The following is a 15,514-nucleotide window of genomic DNA, read 5'->3' on the forward strand; positions in this document are numbered from 1 at the left end:
GGCCCGGCGTACCCCGGCTCAGCGGATCTGGACGCCGGAGATCGTCCGCGCGATGACCAGCCGCTGGATCTCCGAGGTGCCCTCGAAGATCGTGTAGATCTTGGCGTCGCGGGCCATGCGCTCGACCGGGTAGTCGCGGGTGTAGCCGTTGCCGCCCAGGACCTGCATGGCCTGCTCGGTGACCCGCACCGCCGTCTCACCGGCGACCAGCTTGCTCATCGAGCCCTCGGCGGAGGTGAACTGCTGGCCGGTGCGCGCCATCCACGCGGCCCGCCAGACCAGCAGCCGGGCGGCGTCGATGGACGTCTTCATGTCGGCGAGCGTGAAGGCGATCGCCTGGTTCTCGATGATCGGCCGGCCGAACTGCACCCGCTGCTTGGCGTACTCCAGCGCGTACTCGTAGGCCGCCCGCGCCACCCCGACCGCCTGGGCGCCGACGCCGGGCCGGGTGCGCTCGAAGGTGGCCATCGACGGCTGGGTGCGGCCGCTGCGCACGCCCTCCCGCGCCCGGGCCAGCCGCTCCTCGAGCCGCTCGCGGCCGCCGAGCAGGCAGTCGCCGGGGACCCGGCACCCGTCGAGGACGACCTCGGCGGTGTGCGAGGCGCGGATGCCGTGCTTGAGGAACTTCTGCCCCTGGGCGAGCCCCCTCGTGCCCGGCGGGACGACGAAGCTGGCGTGCCCGCGCGCCTTGAGCTCCGGGTCGACGACGGCCGTGACGACGTGGACGTCGGCGATGCCGCCGTTGGTGGCCCAGGTCTTGGTACCGGTGAGCACCCACTCGTCGGCCGCCTCGTCGTAGACCGCGCGGGTGCGCATCGCCCCGACGTCGGAGCCGGCGTCGGGCTCCGACGAGCAGAACGCGGCCACCCTCGGCTCCGCCTCGGTGCCGAACATGGCGGGGATCCACTGCCCGACCTGCTCGTCGGTGCCGTTGGCGCGCACGGACGCGGCCGCCAGCGTGGTGCCGACGATCGCCAGGCCGATCCCGGCGTCACCCCAGAAGAGCTCCTCCATGGTGAGCGGGATGCCGAGGCCGGACTCGTCGAACCACTGGGTGGCGAAGAAGTCGAGCGAGTAGAGCCCGATCTTCGCCGCCTCCTGCAGCACCTCCCACGGGAACGCCTCGCGCTCGTCGTACTCGGCGGCCACCGGCCGGACGACGTCCGCGGCGAACTCGTGCAGCCACTTCTGCAGCTCGACCTGGTCCTCGGTGAGCTGGAACGACACGGCCACGGTGCATCTCCTCCGGTCAGAGCGGGCGGACGGTGCCCACGAGGTGGTCGGACCCGTCCCGGGCGTTGCGTACCGCGAGGTCCCGGCCGCCGTCCACCGGCGCGGTGGCCAGGGTGACCGTCGAGGGGAGCAGCAGCGGCTTGCGGAAGCCGACGTCGACGGTGAGGGCCCCGGGCAGCCGGCCCGACAGCGCGGCCAGCGCCCGCGCCTCCACCCACATCCCGTGCGCGATCGCCCGCGGGAAGCCGAAGGCCCGGGCGGTGGGGGCGGAGAGGTGGATCGGGTTCACGTCACCCGAGACCCGGGCGTAGCGGCGCCCGGCGTCGGCCGGGACGCGCCAGCGGATCGTGCCCGCGGGCAGGTCGCCGACGGTGACGTCGACGTCGGACGGCGGCGCGCCCTCGGGCGCCCGGGCCCCGCGGGCGAGGTAGGTGGAGCGGCCGCGCCACACCTCGGCGCCGCCGGCCGCCACCGACGCGCACAGGTCGACGGTCGCGCCGCGCGGGTGGACGGCGAACCGCTCGGCCCACACCTCGAGGTCGAGGACCTCCCCGAGCGCGACCGGGCGCAGGACGTCGATCCGGTTGCGGACGTGCACCAGGCCCGGCAGCGCCAGCGGGAAGGCGCGGTCGCTCATCAGCGCGACCTGCAGCGGGAAGGTCAGCACGTGCGGGAAGGTCACCGGCAGCGCGTCGGTGAGCGGGAACCGGCAGACCCGGGCGTAGGCGGCCACCTCGGCCGGGTCCACGGTCACGCCGCGGCGGGCCAGCCGGGTGTCCGGCAGGTCACCGCCGCGGCCCCGGGCGGTGAGCGCGGCCCGCACGAACAGCGGCGCCATCGACGGCGCCGACTCCAGCACGGTGGCCATCAGGCGCCCAGCATCGACTGGCCGCACACGCGCACGACCTGCCCGTTCACGCCGGCGGCCGTGGGCGAGGACAGCCAGGCGATCGTCTCGGCGACGTCGACCGGCAGGCCGCCCTGCTGCAGCGAGTTGATCCGGGCGCCGACCTCCCGGGTGCCGAAGGGCATCCTCGCCGTCATCTCGGTGACGATGAAGCCCGGCGCGACGGCGTTGATCGTGGCCCCGCGCCCGGCGAACTCCGGGGCCCAGGCGCGCACCATCCCGATGACGCCGGCCTTGCTCGCCGCGTAGTTCGTCTGCCCGCGGTTGCCGGCGATCCCCGACTGCGAGCTGACCGCGACCACGCGGGCGCCCGGGCGCAGCATGCCCTCGGCGTCGAGCAGCGCGCGGGTGAGGTCCAGCTGGGCCTGCAGGTTGACCGCCATGACCGAGTCCCACCGGGCGGCGTCCATGTTGACCAGCAGCTTGTCCCGCGTGATCCCGGCGTTGTGCACGACGACGTCGACCCCGCCGTGCCGCTCCCGCAGGTGGGCGACCAGCCGCCCGGCGGCGTCGGGGGCGGTGATGTCGAGCTGGAAGGCCGTCCCGCGGACCTCGTTGGCCACCGCGGCCAGCGCCTCCCCCGCCGCCGGCACGTCGACGGCGACCACGTGCGCGCCGTCGCGGGCCACGACCCGGGCGATCGCCGCGCCGATGCCGCGCGCGGCCCCGGTGACCACGGCCACCTCCCCCAGCAGCGGGCGTACCGGGTCCTCGTCCGCGGGCACGTCGGCCGCCGAGACGGTGAGCACCTGGCCGTCCACGTAGGCCGACCGGCCGGAGAGGAAGAACCGCACGGCGCTGCCGGCCGACGCCTCGGCGCCCTCCGGCACGACCACCAGGTTCGCCGTCGACCCGGCACGCAGCTCCTTGGCCACCGACCGGACCAGACCCTCGAGTGCCTGCCGGGCCGCGGCCTGCGCCGGCGAGTCCGCCGCGCCCGGCGGGTCGGCGAGCACGAGCACCCGGCCGGTGGGCCGCAGCCGCCTGACCGCCGGGGCGAGGAAGGCGTGCGCCGCGGCCAGCTGCCCGGGCCCGGTCAGGCCGGTGGCGTCGAGCAGGACGGCGGCGGGCCGCTCGCCCTCGTCGTCGGCGGCCGGGACGGGCACGCCGGCGTCGCGGAGGACGGCGGCCAGCGTGCCGCCCAGCCGGCCCTCCCCCGCCGTCCCGACGACGGCCGGGCCGGGCAGCAGCGGCTGCCCGGGCTCGTACCGGCGCAGCACGGCCGGCCGGGGCAGGCCGAGCTGCTTCACCACGGTCGAGCCGACGCCGGAGTTGGCGAAGGTCGTGTACCAGTCGCTCACGGGAGCCTCCTGCTCAGGACTCGAGGATCGCGACGACACCCTGGCCGCCGGCCGCGCAGACGGAGATGAGGCCGCGCTTGCCGGGACCGGCCTCGTGCAGGGTCTTGGCCAGGGTCGCGACGATGCGGCCGCCGGTGGCGGCGAACGGGTGCCCGGCCGCCAGCGAGGAGCCGTTGACGTTGAGCCGGTCGCGGTCGATCGCGCCGAGCGGGGCGTCGAGGCCGAGCCGCTCCTTGCAGAACGCCGGGTCCTCCCACGCCTTGAGCGTCGAGAGCACGGTGGACGCGAACGCCTCGTGGATCTCGTAGAAGTCGAACTCCTGCAGGGTGAGGCCGTTGCGGGCGAGCATCACCGGCACCGCGTAGGCCGGCGCCATGAGCAGGCCCTCCCCCTCGTGGACGTGGTCCACGGCCGCGGTCTGCGCGTCGACGAGGTGGGCGAGCACCGGGAACCCGTGCTCGGCGGCCCACTCGTCGGAGGACAGCAGGACGGCCGAGGCGCCGTCGGTGAGCGGCGTCGAGTTGCCCGCCGTCATCGTGGCGCCGGGGCCGTCGCCGAAGACCGGCGCCAGCTTCGCGAGCTTCTCCAGCGAGGTGTCCGGCCGCAGGTTCTGGTCGCGGGTCAGGCCCAGGTAGGGGGTGACCAGGTCGTCGAGGAAGCCGCGGTCGTAGGCGGCGGCGAGGTTGCGGTGCGAGCGGACGGTCAGCTCGTCCTGCTCCTCGCGGCCGATCCCCCACTCCTCGGCGGTGAGGGCGGCGTGGTCGCCCATCGCCAGGCCGGTGCGCGGCTCGGCGTTGCGCGGGATCTCGGGCACCAGCTGGCCGGGGCGCAGCCCGCCCAGGGCCTTGAGCCGCTGGCCGAGGGTCTTCGCCGAGTTGAGCCGGATGAGCACGCGGCGCAGGTCCTCGTGGACGGCGAGCGGCGCGTCGGAGGTGGTGTCGACACCGCCGGCGATGCCCGACTCGATCTGGCCGAGGGCGATCTTGTTGGCGACCAGCACCGCCGCCTCGAGCCCGGTGCCACAGGCCTGCTGCACGTCGTAGGCCGGGGTCGCGGCCGACAGCGTCGAGCCGAGCACCGACTCGCGGGTGAGGTTGAAGTCGCGCGAGTGCTTGAGGACCGCGCCGGCGACGACCTCGCCGACCTGCTCCCCCTGCAGGCCGAAGCGGGCGACCAGGCCGTCCAGCGTCGCGGTGAGCATGTCCTGGTTGGACGCCTGCGCGTAGCGGGAGTTGGAACGGGCGAAGGGGATGCGGTTGCCGCCGAGGACGGCGGCCCGCCGGGTCCGGTGCGAGCTCATCGGTGACCTCCGGGGGTCCCTGGAGCGCCATTCGCGCGAATGGCGGACGGAGTGGCCGGTACCGACGGTACACGGTACCGTCGGTTACATGAAAGCCGAGACGGCGTCCCGGCGGCGCGACCGCCGGGACTCGCGGTGGGACGAGCACCGCCGCGCCCGCCGCGAGCAGCTGGTGGACGCCACCGTCGCCGCGGTCGGCAAGCACGGCGCGGGCGTCGGCATGGACGAGATCGCCGCCGAGGCCGGCACCAGCAAGACGGTCGTCTACCGGCACTTCGCCGACCGCAGCGAGCTCTACGTCGCCGTCTGCAACCGGGTCGCGGCCCAGCTCACCGAGAAGCTGCGCGCGGCGATGACCAGCACCGACCACCCGCGCCGGATGGTGGCCGCCGCCGTCGAGACCTACCTGGCGTTCCTCGAGGCCGACCCGGAGCTCTACCGCTTCGTCGTCGCCCACCCACTGCTGGACCGGCCGGTCGACGCCGACCCGGTCAGCACGCTGTCCGACCTGGTCGGCGACCAGGCCGCCGCGCTGGTGGCCGTCGCCCTCGAGCAGGCCGGCCGCGACCCCGCGGCCGCCGCGCCCTGGGGGCACGGCCTGGTCGGGCTGGTCCGCGCCGCCGCCGACTGGTGGCTGCGCGCCGACCGGCCGATGCCCCGGGCCGACCTGGCCGCCCACCTCACCGACCTCGCCTGGGCCGGGCTGCGCAGCCTGGTGCCGGGAGAGCCCGTCCCCACCCCCGAGGAGAAGAAGTGACCTCCACCCTCCCCCGCACCGTGGACCCGGCGCGCCTCCAGGAGGTGCTCGACGGGCGGTGGGCGCACGTGCGCCGCGACGCCCGCGAGCAGCTCGGCGACCCGAAGTACGCCCCGGTCTACGGCGAGTCGGTGCAGGAGGCCCGCGAGCGGATCACCCGGCTGGCCGGCGAGCTCGCCGCGACCGGCCGCGTCGGCCTGGGCTTCCCCAAGGAGTACGGGGGCGAGGCCGACGCCGGCGGCTCGGTGACCTCCATCGAGATGCTGGCCTTCGGCGACCTGTCGCTCATGGTCAAGGCCGGCGTCCAGTGGGGCCTGTTCGGCGGCGCCGTCCAGCTGCTCGGCACGCAGCGGCACCACGACGCCCACCTGCCCGACATCATGAGCTTCGCGCTGCCCGGCTGCTTCGCCATGACAGAGACCGGCCACGGCTCCGACGTCCAGCAGCTGCGCACCACGTGCACCTACGACGCCGAGACGCAGACCTTCGACCTGCACACGCCGCACGAGGCCGCGCGCAAGGACTACATCGGCAACGCCGCGAAGGACGGGCGGATGGCCGTCGTCTTCGCCCAGCTGGTCACGCAGGGGGAGCCGCGCGGCGTGCACGCCTGGCTGGTGCCGATCCGCGACGAGGACGGCAACCCGGTGCCCGGCGTCACCATCGGCGACGACGGCCCGAAGGCCGGCCTGCTCGGCGTCGACAACGGCCGGCTCTCCTTCGACCACGTCCGGGTGCCGCGGGAGATGCTGCTCGACCGCTACGGGCAGGTCGCCGAGGACGGCACCTACACGTCCGGCATCGAGAACGAGACCCGCCGCTTCTTCACCATGCTCGGCACGCTGGTCCGCGGCCGGGTGAGCGTCGGCGGCTCGGCCGGCTCGGCGACCAAGCTGGCCCTCGACATCGCCGTCCGCTACGGCGACGTCCGCCGCCAGTTCGCCGCCCCCGGCCGCGACCGGGAGATCGTGCTCAACGACTACCTGGTCCACCAGCGCAAGCTGCTGCCGGCCCTGGCCACCTCCTACGCGCTGGCGTTCGCCCAGGAGGAGCTGGTCAGCACGATGCACGACGTCCAGACGGCGGTGCACGAGCACGGCGAGGCGGTCGACGAGGCCGCCCAGCGGGAGCTCGAGTCGCGCGCGGCCGGGCTCAAGGCGGCCAACACCTGGCACGCCACCCGCACCATCCAGACGTGCCGCGAGGCGTGCGGCGGCGCCGGCTACCTGGCGGAGAACCGGCTGCCCCAGCTCAAGGCCGACACCGACGTGTTCACCACGTTCGAGGGCGACAACACCGTCCTGCTGCAGCTGGTCGCCAAGGGCCTGCTCACCGGCTACCGGGACGCGTTCGGCTCCCTCGACGGCTGGGGCCGGGTCGCGTTCGTCGCCGACATGGTCCGCGAGACCGTGCTGGAGCGGACGGCGGCCCGCGGCCTGATCGCCCGGCTCGTTGACGCCGTCCCCGGCCGGGACGAGGACGTGCCGCTGCGCGACCGCGGCTGGCAGCTGAAGGCGTTCGAGTTCCGCGAGAAGCACACCCTCGAGGGCGCCATCCGGCGGCTGCGGAGGAACGCCGCGACCGAGGGCATGGAGCCCTTCCAGGTCTTCAACACCGTCCAGGACCACGTGCTGCGGACCGCGTCCACGCACATCGACCGGGTGGTGCTCGAGGCGTTCGTCGCCGGGATCGAGCGGACTGCCGACCCGGACGCGAAGGCGCTGCTCGAGGCCCTGTGCGACCTCTACGCGCTGTCGACCATCGAGGCGGACAAGGGCTGGTTCCTCGAGCACGGCCAGCTCACCCCGGCCCGGTCCAAGGCGCTGACCGCCACGGTCAACGCCCTGCTCGCCGAGCTGCGGCCGCACATGGTGACCCTCGTCGACGGGTTCGCCATCCCCGCCGCGTGGAAGGCCGCCGCGATCCTCGAGGAGGAGGCGGACCGGCAGGAGGCGATGGCCGCCGAGGACGCCCGGGGCCGCGCGACGGCGGCGCCCGACGACACCGCCACCGCGGTGGAGGTGCCGCCGGGACAGTGAGCTAGGTGGTGGGCAGGGCGCCGTTGACGGTCACCGCGTCGACGGCGCCGTGCCCGACCTCCCAGCGGTCGAGCAGCTCCTGGTAGACGCCGTCGTCGACCAGCCGCTGCAGCGCCTCGGTGAGCACGTCGCGCAGGCCGGCCCGGTCCGGCGCGACGGCGATGCCGTACAGCCCGGGCTCGTACTGGGTGTCGGAGACCAGCTGGTAGCTGTTCTGCGTCCGCGGGTCGGTGGTCACGTAGACCGCCGGCGGGTAGTCGGCGACGACGGCGTCGGCGCGGCCGGTGCGCAGCTCGAGCAGGGCGTCGTCGTTGGTGGGCAGCTCGTGCACGTCGATGCGCCCCGCGCACGAGGCCTGGGCCCGCTCCAGCAACCCGACCTGCACGGTCCCGGCCTCGACGGCGACGCTGCGGCCGCACAGCCCGGCCAGCTCGTGGATGCCGAGCGGGTTGCCGCGCGTGACGACGATCGAGGAGCCGGCGCGGAAGTAGTTGACGAAGTCGGCCTGCTGCTCGCGCTCGGCGGTGTCGGTGACCGCGCTCATGACCAGGTCGAACCGGTCGGCGGCCAGGTCGTCGAGGAGCGTGTCGAACGGCGCGGCCTCGAACCGCACCTCCACGCCGAGCAGGTCGCCCAGCGCTGCGCCGAGGTCGGGCTCGAAGCCGACGATCGTGCGCCCGTCCGGGCCGAACGACGACGCCGGCGGGTAGGACGGGTCGTTGGCCACGGTCAGGACGCCGGCCTCGCGCACGTCGGCGGGCAGCGCGGCGTGCAGCTCCTCGTCGACGGCGACGGCGGCGGCCGGGCCGGCGGCGGTCTCCGGGGCGGCTCCCCCGCACCCGGCGGTGACCAGGGAGAGGGTGAGGACGGCGGTGCCGGCGAGGGCACGGCGGGTGCGGGTCACGCGAGGACCTCCTGGGCGGGCGCGGGCGCCGGGAGGGCCGCGCAGGTGAGTTCCGGCCACGGGCGGGGCCGGGAGAACAGCCAGCCCTGGGCGCGGTCGCAGCCGACCGCCCGCAGCCAGGCGGCGACCTCGGGCGTCTCGACGCCCTCGGCGCAGACCGACAGCCCCAGGCCGTGGGCGAGCTCGACCAGCGACCGCACGACGGCGGCGTCCTCGGCCGAGACGTCCACCCCGGTGACGAAGGCCCGGTCGACCTTGACCTCGGCCAGCGCCAGCGAGCGCAGGTGCGACAGGCTGGCGAAGCCGACGCCGAAGTCGTCCAGCGCCGCGCCGAACCCGTGCGCGGCGAGCTCGGCCAGGCAGGCGGAGGCGGCGGCGAGGTCGGCGGGCAGCGCGGTCTCGGTGACCTCCAGGACCAGCTTCGCCGGCGGCACCCCGGCCGCGGCGGCGAGCCGGGCGACGGTGGCGGCGAACCCGGGCGTCTCGAGGTTGCGCACCGAGACGTTGACCGAGACGGTCCAGTCCTCGCCGGCGGCGGTCCAGGCGGCGCAGTCGGCCAGCGCCCGCCGGAGCACCCACTCGGTGAGCGCGCCCATGACGCCGGACTGCTCCAGCGCCGGCAGGAACTCGCCGGGGCCGATCAGCCCGCGCTGCGGGTGCTGCCAGCGCAGCAGCGCCTCGACGCCGACGGTGGCGCCGGAGGCCAGGTCCACCTGCGGCTGGTAGTGCAGGCGCAGGTCGCCGTCCTCCAGCGCGCGCCGCACGTCGTGCTGCAGCGCCGGCGAGTGCGGCGAGGGGGCGGTGGCGCGGGGGTCGAAGACGACGACGCCGGTCGCGCCGCGCTTGCCCTGGTACATGGCGGCGTCGGCGCAGGTCATGAGCGTCTCGACGTCGGTGGCGTCGGCCGGGTGCATGGCGATGCCGCAGCTGGCCTCCACCGCCAGCGGCACGCCCTCCACCACGGTCTCCACCGACAGCGCGTCGCTGACCCGCTGCACCAGCTCGCGGGCGGCGTCGGCGTCGTCCATCCCGGGCAGCAGCAGGCCGAACTCGTCGCCGCCGAGGCGGGCCACGGTGTCCTCCGCCCGCACGGTGGCCGACAGGCGCCGGCCCACCTCGCGCAGCAGCTGGTCGCCGGCGTGGTGGCCGAGGGTGTCGTTGACCTCCTTGAACCGGTCGAGGTCGACGAGGACGACGGCGGCCGGGGCGCCGCGGCCGACCTCGGCGGCCACCCGGCGGGCGAACAGCTCGCGGTTGGCCAGGCCGGTCAGCGGGTCGTGCAGCGCGTCGTGGGCGGCCTGCGCGGCCTGCCGGCGCAGCCGCCGGGTGGTCGACCAGGAGATTCCGGCGAGCACCACGTACAGCGCGCCGAGGCCGGCGCCCAGCCGCCAGTAGGTGCGGGTGGTGGCCGCCTCGACCTGGGCGGCGACGGTGTCGTAGGGCAGCAGCAGCTCGAGCACGCCGACCGAGCGGCCGGAGGTGTCGGCGACGATCGGCTGCAGGACGCGGATCATCCGGCCCACGGCCAGGCCGTCGTCGTCGAGCAGGGCGACGTCGGTGCCGCCCGCCGCGGCCGCGGTGAACGCGGGGCCGGCCGCCGGGACGACGTCCTCGCCGGCGGGGTAGTCGGGCAGCGCGGTCTCGGGGCCGGTGGCGCCGTCGTCGGCGAAGACGACCGCGCCGGCGAAGTCCCGCAGCCGCAGCCGCAGGATCGAGCCGCGGAAGACGGCGAGGTCGGTGGCCGCCTGCAGCCGCTCGCGCTCGGCGCCGGTCAGCCCGGTCCCGAGGTCCTGCCCGCGCAGGGCCGGCGCGATGGCCATCTCCTCGACCACCGCGGCCTGCGCGTGGCCGTACTCCAGCGCGCGGTCGACGGCGTCCTGCCGGATGCCCGCCGCGAGGACCGCGCCCAGCACGACCACCGGCACCAGGCTCGCCGCGGCGTAGGCGGCGAACAGCCGGGTGCCGGCCGCCGTCGCGCTCCGGGACCTGCTCATGGCTCCCTCATCGGACGGACGGGGCGGCGGGTCGAGCGCCGTCTCACCCGTCGGAGGGGGCCGGGTCCCGGGCGGCGCGGTGGCGGGCGGGAGGATGGACCCTCGTGAGCACCCTCGCGGCGGCCACCGAGACGCTGCGCGTCCCGGCCGCGGTCGACCTCGCCGCGATCGTCGTCGGCGCGCTCACCGGCGGGCTGCTGGCCGCCCGCGAGGGCTTCGCCGTCTCCGGTGTCCTGCTGCTGGCGGTCAGCGGCGGCCTCGGCGGCGGGCTGATCCGCGACGTGCTGCTCGCCGAGGGCCCGCCGGTGGCGCTGACCAACCGCGCCTACCTGCCCGCCGTGGCCATCACCGCGGCGGTGACCTTCTTCTTCTCCGGCTGGCTGTCCCGGCTCACCGCGCTGCTGGTGGTGCTCGACGCGCTGACCCTCGGCCTGTTCACGGTCATCGGCGCGCAGAAGGCCCAGCTCGCCGGCCTGCCGAGTGCCTCGGTCGTGTTCATCGGGACGCTGACGGCGGTCGGCGGGGCGGTGATCCGCGACGTGCTGCTCGCCCAGCGCGCCGACATCGTCCAGCCCGGGCCCTACAACGCCGTCGCCGCGCTGCTCGGCGCCACGCTGCTCACCCTGCTGGCCGGGCCGCTGGGCGTGGACCCCATCCCGGTGGCGCTGCTGGTCATCGCCTTCGTGGCGGCGCTGCGGGTGCTGTCGGTGTGGCGCGGGTGGGAGGCGCCGGTCGCCGTCGACCTCCCCGGCCGCGCCCGCAGCCGGCTGGCGGCCCGCGACCGGTCCCGGCGGCCGGACGGGCGCCGCCGGGTCCTCCGCCGCCGGATGCGGTGAGCCGGAGCCGCCCGGCAGGATGAGCCGCATGCCCGAGCGGGAGCACGACGTCGTCCTCTTCGGCGCCACCGGCTTCGTGGGCCGCCTGGTCGCCGCCTACCTGGCCGAGGCCGCGCCGCCGGACCTGCGCGTCGCCCTGGCCGGCCGGTCGCGGGAGAAGCTGACCGCCGCCGCGGCCGACCTGCCGGAGCCGGCCCGCCGCTGGCCGCTGCTCGAGGCGGACAGCGGCGACCCGGCGTCGCTGGCCCGCATGGCGGAGGGCACCCGGGTGCTGGTCACCACGGTCGGCCCCTACCACCGCTACGGCCTGCCCGTGGTGGAGGCCTGCGCCCGGGCCGGCACGCACTACGCCGACCTCACCGGCGAGGTGCTGTTCGTGCGCGAGGCCATCGACCGCTGCGACGCCGTCGCGCGGGAGACCGGCGCCCGCCTCGTGCACGCCGCCGGCTACGACTCGATCCCGTCGGACCTGTCGGTGTTCCTGCTGGCCGAGCGGGCCCGGGCCGACGGCGCGGGCGGGCTCACCGACGTCCGCCTGGTCGCCACCGTCCGCGGCGGGTTCAGCGGCGGCACGGTCGACTCGATGCGCGCGCAGGTCGAGGCGATGGCCACCGACCGGGCGGTGCGGAAGGTGATCGCCGACCCGTACGCGCTGTCCCCCGACCGCGCCGCCGAGCCCGACACGAAGCAGCCGCCGGACGTCGTGCCGCCCGCGCCGGCCGCCGAGGGCCGGTGGACCGCGCCGTTCGTCATGGCCCCGTTCAACACCCGGATCGTGCGCCGCAGCAACGCGCTGCAGGAGTGGGCCTACGGGCGCGGGCTGCGCTACGGCGAGTCGATGAGCACCGGCCGCGGGATCCCCGGCGCGGTCGCCGCCGCCGGCGTCACCGCGGGCCTGGCCGCGGCGCTCGGCGCGATCGCCTTCCCGCCCACCCGGGCCCTGCTCGACCGGGTGCTCCCGGCGCCGGGCAGCGGGCCGAGCGAGGCCGTGCGGGAGAAGGGCTTCTTCCGGATGGTCGTCGACGCCGACACCGAGAGCGGCCGCCGGTACCGCGCCACCGTGGCCGGGCAGGGCGACCCCGGTTACAAGGCGACGTCGGTGATGCTCGGCGAGGTGGGGCTGGCGCTGGCCCTCGACGAGGAGCGGCTGCCGGCCCGCGCCGGGTCGCTGACCCCCGCGACGGCGCTGGACGGCGTGCTGGTCGAGCGGCTGCGCGCCGCCGGGCACACCTACGAGGTCACGCCCCTCTAGTCCCGCGGCTACCGGAGATCACCACGCGCCAGCGGCCCCCTCCAGGACCGCCGAGAGGGCCGTGAGCGTGTGTTGATCATCGCCGTGGGGCCCCGGGGCACCCGACCCGGGGCAGCGGCGCGGTCCGGAGGACCGCGGTGTCACCGCTGGACGCGGACGGCGAGCAGCGCGACGTCGTCCTCGGCGCCGGGCAGGACCATCCGCCCGAGCAGCCGGTCGCACAGCTCCTCGAGCGGGAGGCCGCCGAACTCGCCCAGCGCGGCGGTGAGCGCGGCGGTGCCGGCGTCGAGGTCGCGGTCCCGCCGCTCGACCAGGCCGTCGGTGTAGAGGAGCACCGTGCTGCCCACGGGCAGGACGCAGTCGTGGTCGGCGCGCGGGCGGCCCGGGTCGACGCCGAGCAGCAGGTCCGCCGTCCCCTCGTCCAGCACGCGCACGCCGCCGCCGGGCAGGACGACGAGCGGCGGCGGGTGCCCGGCGCTGGACCAGCGCAGCCGGGCGCCCCCGCCGTCGGTGCGCTCCAGCCGGGCGAGGACCGCGGTGGCCATCGTCCCGAGGGCCAGCCCGGCCGCGGCGCGGTCGAGGCCGGCGAGCACCTCGGCCGGGGAGCCGCCGCCGGCGTAGCCGATGCCGCGCAGCAGTCCGCGCAGCTGACCCATCGCCGCGGCGGCGTGCCGGTCGTGCCCGACGACGTCGCCGATCGCGAGCACGACCGTGCCCCCGGCCTCGACGAACGCGTCGTACCAGTCGCCGCCGATCTCGGCGCCCTCCGACGCCGGCACGTACCGGACGACGATCTCGCAGCCCTCGGGCCGGGGCGGCGCGGTGAGCATGCTGTGCTGCAGGGCGTCGGCGAGGTCGCGCTGCTGCTCGTAGAGGCGGGCCGCCTGCAGGGCCAGCCCCGCCCGGCGGCCGACCTCGATCGCGGTCTCGATCTCGCCCGGCGTGTGCGGCCCGCGCGCGGCGTCGTTGGCGGTGCCCAGGGCGCCGATGACCCGGCCCCGCGCCACCAGCGGCACGATCAGCGCCGAGCGGGGCGCCAGCCGCAGCAGCGCCTCCTGGTCGGCCGGGTCGGGCAGCGCCCGGGCGATCCGGTCGGCGTCCAGCTCCGGGACGACGAGCGGGCGGCCGGTGCGGGTGACCACCCGCGCGGCGTGCTCGTCGCTCATCCCGGTCGCCATCGCGTGCACGTAGGCGGCGACGTCCTCGCGGCGGGCCGGGTCGCGGTGCGCCCAGGCCACCTCGTGCAGCCGGCCCTGCTCCTCGGTGACGACGAGCCAGCACCAGTCCGCGAGCGCCGGCACGACCAGCTCGGCGAGCTGCCCGAGCTGCTCGCCGATGTCGAGGCTGCCCGAGAGCACCCGGCCGGCGTCGGCCAGCAGCTGCAGCCGCTGGTTGGCCTCGGACATGGCGCGGACGGCCTCGGCGCGCTCGGCCTGGGACCGCAGCCGGGAGACGCTCAGCGCGATCTGCGCGGTCAGCGCGTCGAGCAGCTCGACGTCGTCGTCGGCGAAGACGTGCTCGGTGTCCCAGAGGACGACGAAGCTGCCCAGCAGCCGGCCCTCGACCCGCAGCGGCAGCGCGGCGAGCGCGCGCAGGCCGAGCGCGGCGCCGACCTCGGCCATCTGCGGGAACCGGGCCACGGCCTCGTCGAGGTCGGCGAAGACCAGCCGCTCGCCGTGCCGGGCGGCGTACTGGGTGGGCAGCGTGTCGTCGAGCTCGATCACGAGAGCCTCGGCCGGCAGCTCCACGTCGGCCTCCGCGGCGGCGCTGGCCACGGTGTCGGCCAGGTCCCGGGCGAGGTGCAGCCGCAGTGCGCCGTCGCCGTCGAAGGCGGCCAGCGCGCTGGAGGACGCCCCGAGCACCCGGGCGCCCCGCAGTGCGATCTCGGCCAGCTGCGACAGCGCGGTCGCGTTGGCCAGCTGCGCGGCGACCTCGGCGACGGCGGCGGCCCGCTGCACCGCCGCCATCCGGCGGGTGGCCTGCTCGCGGGCCTCGGTGGCGTCGAGGACGGTGCCGAGGACCCGCACCCGCTCGCCGCGGGAGTCGCGCACCACGCGGCCGCGGGACACCGTCCACCGCACGCTGCCGTCGGCGTGCAGGGCGCGGGCCTCGACGGCGTACTCGCCGGCGCCGGTCAGCGCCGAGGCCATGGCCGACCGCACCGCGGCGTGGTCGTCGGGGTGGATCCGCTCGGCGAGCATCCGGTCGACGTCGAGGACGTCCAGGGGCCCCTCGAGGCCGTGCACCGCCGCGCAGCGCTCGTCCCAGTGCAGCGCCCCGGTGCGCAGGTCGTACTCCCAGATGCCGATCTCGCTGGCCTCGAGGGCGACCTCCAGCCGGGTGCGGGACACGCCGATGGCGGAGCGGGCCGCCGAGAGCTCCAGCTCGGCCACCACCGCGGCGGCCAGGTGCTCCAGCAGCGCGACGTCGTCGGGCTCCCAGGTGCGCGGCTCGGGGTCGTAGACGGCGAGCGCGCCGACGACGAAGCCGGACGCGGACAGCAGCGGCGTGCCCAGGTAGGCCACGACCTGGCCGGAGGTGACGGCGGGCAGGGCGGCCAGCACGCGGTCGGCCCGCGCGTCGGAGACCGCCAGCGCCCGTCCCTCGCGCACGACGCGCTCGGAGAACGCGCCGGTGAGCAGCGCCCGCCCGCCGATCACGCCGGGCGGCAGGCCGTGCCCGCCGACGACGGTGTCCCGCTCGATGAACAGGGTGACCTTCGCGTGGCCGACGTCGAGCAGCCGCGCGGCCAGCCCGGACAGCCGGTCGTAGGCGGCGGGGCCGGGCACCTCGAGGAACAGGCGGCGGGCGGCGGCGACGCGGTGCGGGTCCTGCAGGACGTCGTCGGGCGCGGACGGCAGGGGGACGGTCACGGCCCTCCTGTCCTCGCGCGACCGGACGGCCGCAGCCGTCCATGGTGCCACGGGAGGCAGCCGGACGGATGGCACCGTCCGGGTGGCGTCCGCGGTCCCCCGCCCGGGTGAGGGCCGC

At 76.4% G+C, this 15,514-nt stretch carries 11 protein-coding genes; 4 read left to right on the top strand and 7 right to left on the bottom strand.

Annotated elements, in window-relative coordinates; genetic code table 11:
• Positions 1-18 precede the first annotated feature (18 nt).
• From ACI8AA_RS19590 to ACI8AA_RS19605, 4 genes are read right to left on the bottom strand one after another with little or no spacing between them, the layout of a single operon-like run.
• Positions 19-1,233 (bottom strand): acyl-CoA dehydrogenase family protein, encoded by a 1,215-nt coding sequence (locus ACI8AA_RS19590; protein WP_457046049.1) that lies wholly within the window; start codon positions 1,231-1,233, stop codon positions 19-21.
• Between the two features lie 16 nt (positions 1,234-1,249).
• Complete coding sequence (locus ACI8AA_RS19595; protein WP_457046050.1) at positions 1,250-2,101, bottom strand: MaoC family dehydratase; 852 nt, start codon at positions 2,099-2,101, stop codon at positions 1,250-1,252.
• Positions 2,101-3,441: a 3-oxoacyl-ACP reductase gene (locus ACI8AA_RS19600; protein WP_457046051.1), complete on the bottom strand. Its 1,341-nt coding sequence runs from the start codon at positions 3,439-3,441 to the stop codon at positions 2,101-2,103. The genes ACI8AA_RS19595 and ACI8AA_RS19600 overlap by 1 nt, the downstream gene beginning before the upstream one ends.
• 13 nt (positions 3,442-3,454) lie before the next feature.
• Positions 3,455-4,741 (bottom strand): acetyl-CoA C-acetyltransferase, encoded by a 1,287-nt coding sequence (locus ACI8AA_RS19605; protein WP_457046052.1) that lies wholly within the window; start codon positions 4,739-4,741, stop codon positions 3,455-3,457.
• Positions 4,742-4,829: 88 nt separating this feature from the next.
• On the opposite strand from ACI8AA_RS19605, the gene ACI8AA_RS19610 reads away from it, so the two are divergent.
• Positions 4,830-5,498: a TetR/AcrR family transcriptional regulator gene (locus ACI8AA_RS19610; RefSeq protein ID WP_457046053.1), complete on the top strand. Its 669-nt coding sequence runs from the start codon at positions 4,830-4,832 to the stop codon at positions 5,496-5,498.
• Complete coding sequence (locus ACI8AA_RS19615) at positions 5,495-7,537, top strand: acyl-CoA dehydrogenase family protein (RefSeq protein WP_457046054.1); 2,043 nt, start codon at positions 5,495-5,497, stop codon at positions 7,535-7,537. The genes ACI8AA_RS19610 and ACI8AA_RS19615 overlap by 4 nt, the downstream gene beginning before the upstream one ends.
• A 1-nt stretch (position 7,538) precedes the next feature.
• Here ACI8AA_RS19615 and ACI8AA_RS19620 read toward each other — a convergent pair whose 3' ends face one another.
• Together ACI8AA_RS19620 and ACI8AA_RS19625 are read right to left on the bottom strand one after the other, a co-directional pair.
• Positions 7,539-8,441, bottom strand: coding sequence for an ABC transporter substrate-binding protein (locus tag ACI8AA_RS19620; RefSeq protein ID WP_457046055.1), 903 nt, complete (start codon positions 8,439-8,441; stop codon positions 7,539-7,541).
• Positions 8,438-10,435, bottom strand: coding sequence for a putative bifunctional diguanylate cyclase/phosphodiesterase (locus ACI8AA_RS19625; protein ID WP_457046056.1), 1,998 nt, complete (start codon positions 10,433-10,435; stop codon positions 8,438-8,440). Before ACI8AA_RS19625 ends, ACI8AA_RS19620 begins: the two co-directional genes overlap by 4 nt.
• 104 nt (positions 10,436-10,539) lie before the next feature.
• Between ACI8AA_RS19625 and ACI8AA_RS19630 the strand changes: the two genes are divergently transcribed.
• Both ACI8AA_RS19630 and ACI8AA_RS19635 read left to right on the top strand, forming a co-directional pair.
• Complete coding sequence (locus ACI8AA_RS19630; RefSeq protein WP_387990493.1) at positions 10,540-11,271, top strand: trimeric intracellular cation channel family protein; 732 nt, start codon at positions 10,540-10,542, stop codon at positions 11,269-11,271.
• A 28-nt stretch (positions 11,272-11,299) separates the two neighbouring features.
• The gene (locus tag ACI8AA_RS19635) at positions 11,300-12,523 is read left to right on the top strand and encodes a saccharopine dehydrogenase family protein (RefSeq protein WP_457046057.1); all 1,224 of its coding nucleotides are present in this window, start codon (positions 11,300-11,302) and stop codon (positions 12,521-12,523) included.
• A 140-nt stretch (positions 12,524-12,663) separates the two neighbouring features.
• On the opposite strand, the gene ACI8AA_RS19640 is transcribed toward ACI8AA_RS19635, so the two are convergent.
• Entirely contained in the window at positions 12,664-15,396 is a 2,733-nt protein-coding gene (locus ACI8AA_RS19640; RefSeq protein ID WP_457046058.1) for a SpoIIE family protein phosphatase, read from the bottom strand.
• Positions 15,397-15,514 lie beyond the last annotated feature (118 nt).

The organism is Geodermatophilus sp. SYSU D01180 (assembly GCF_054050415.1).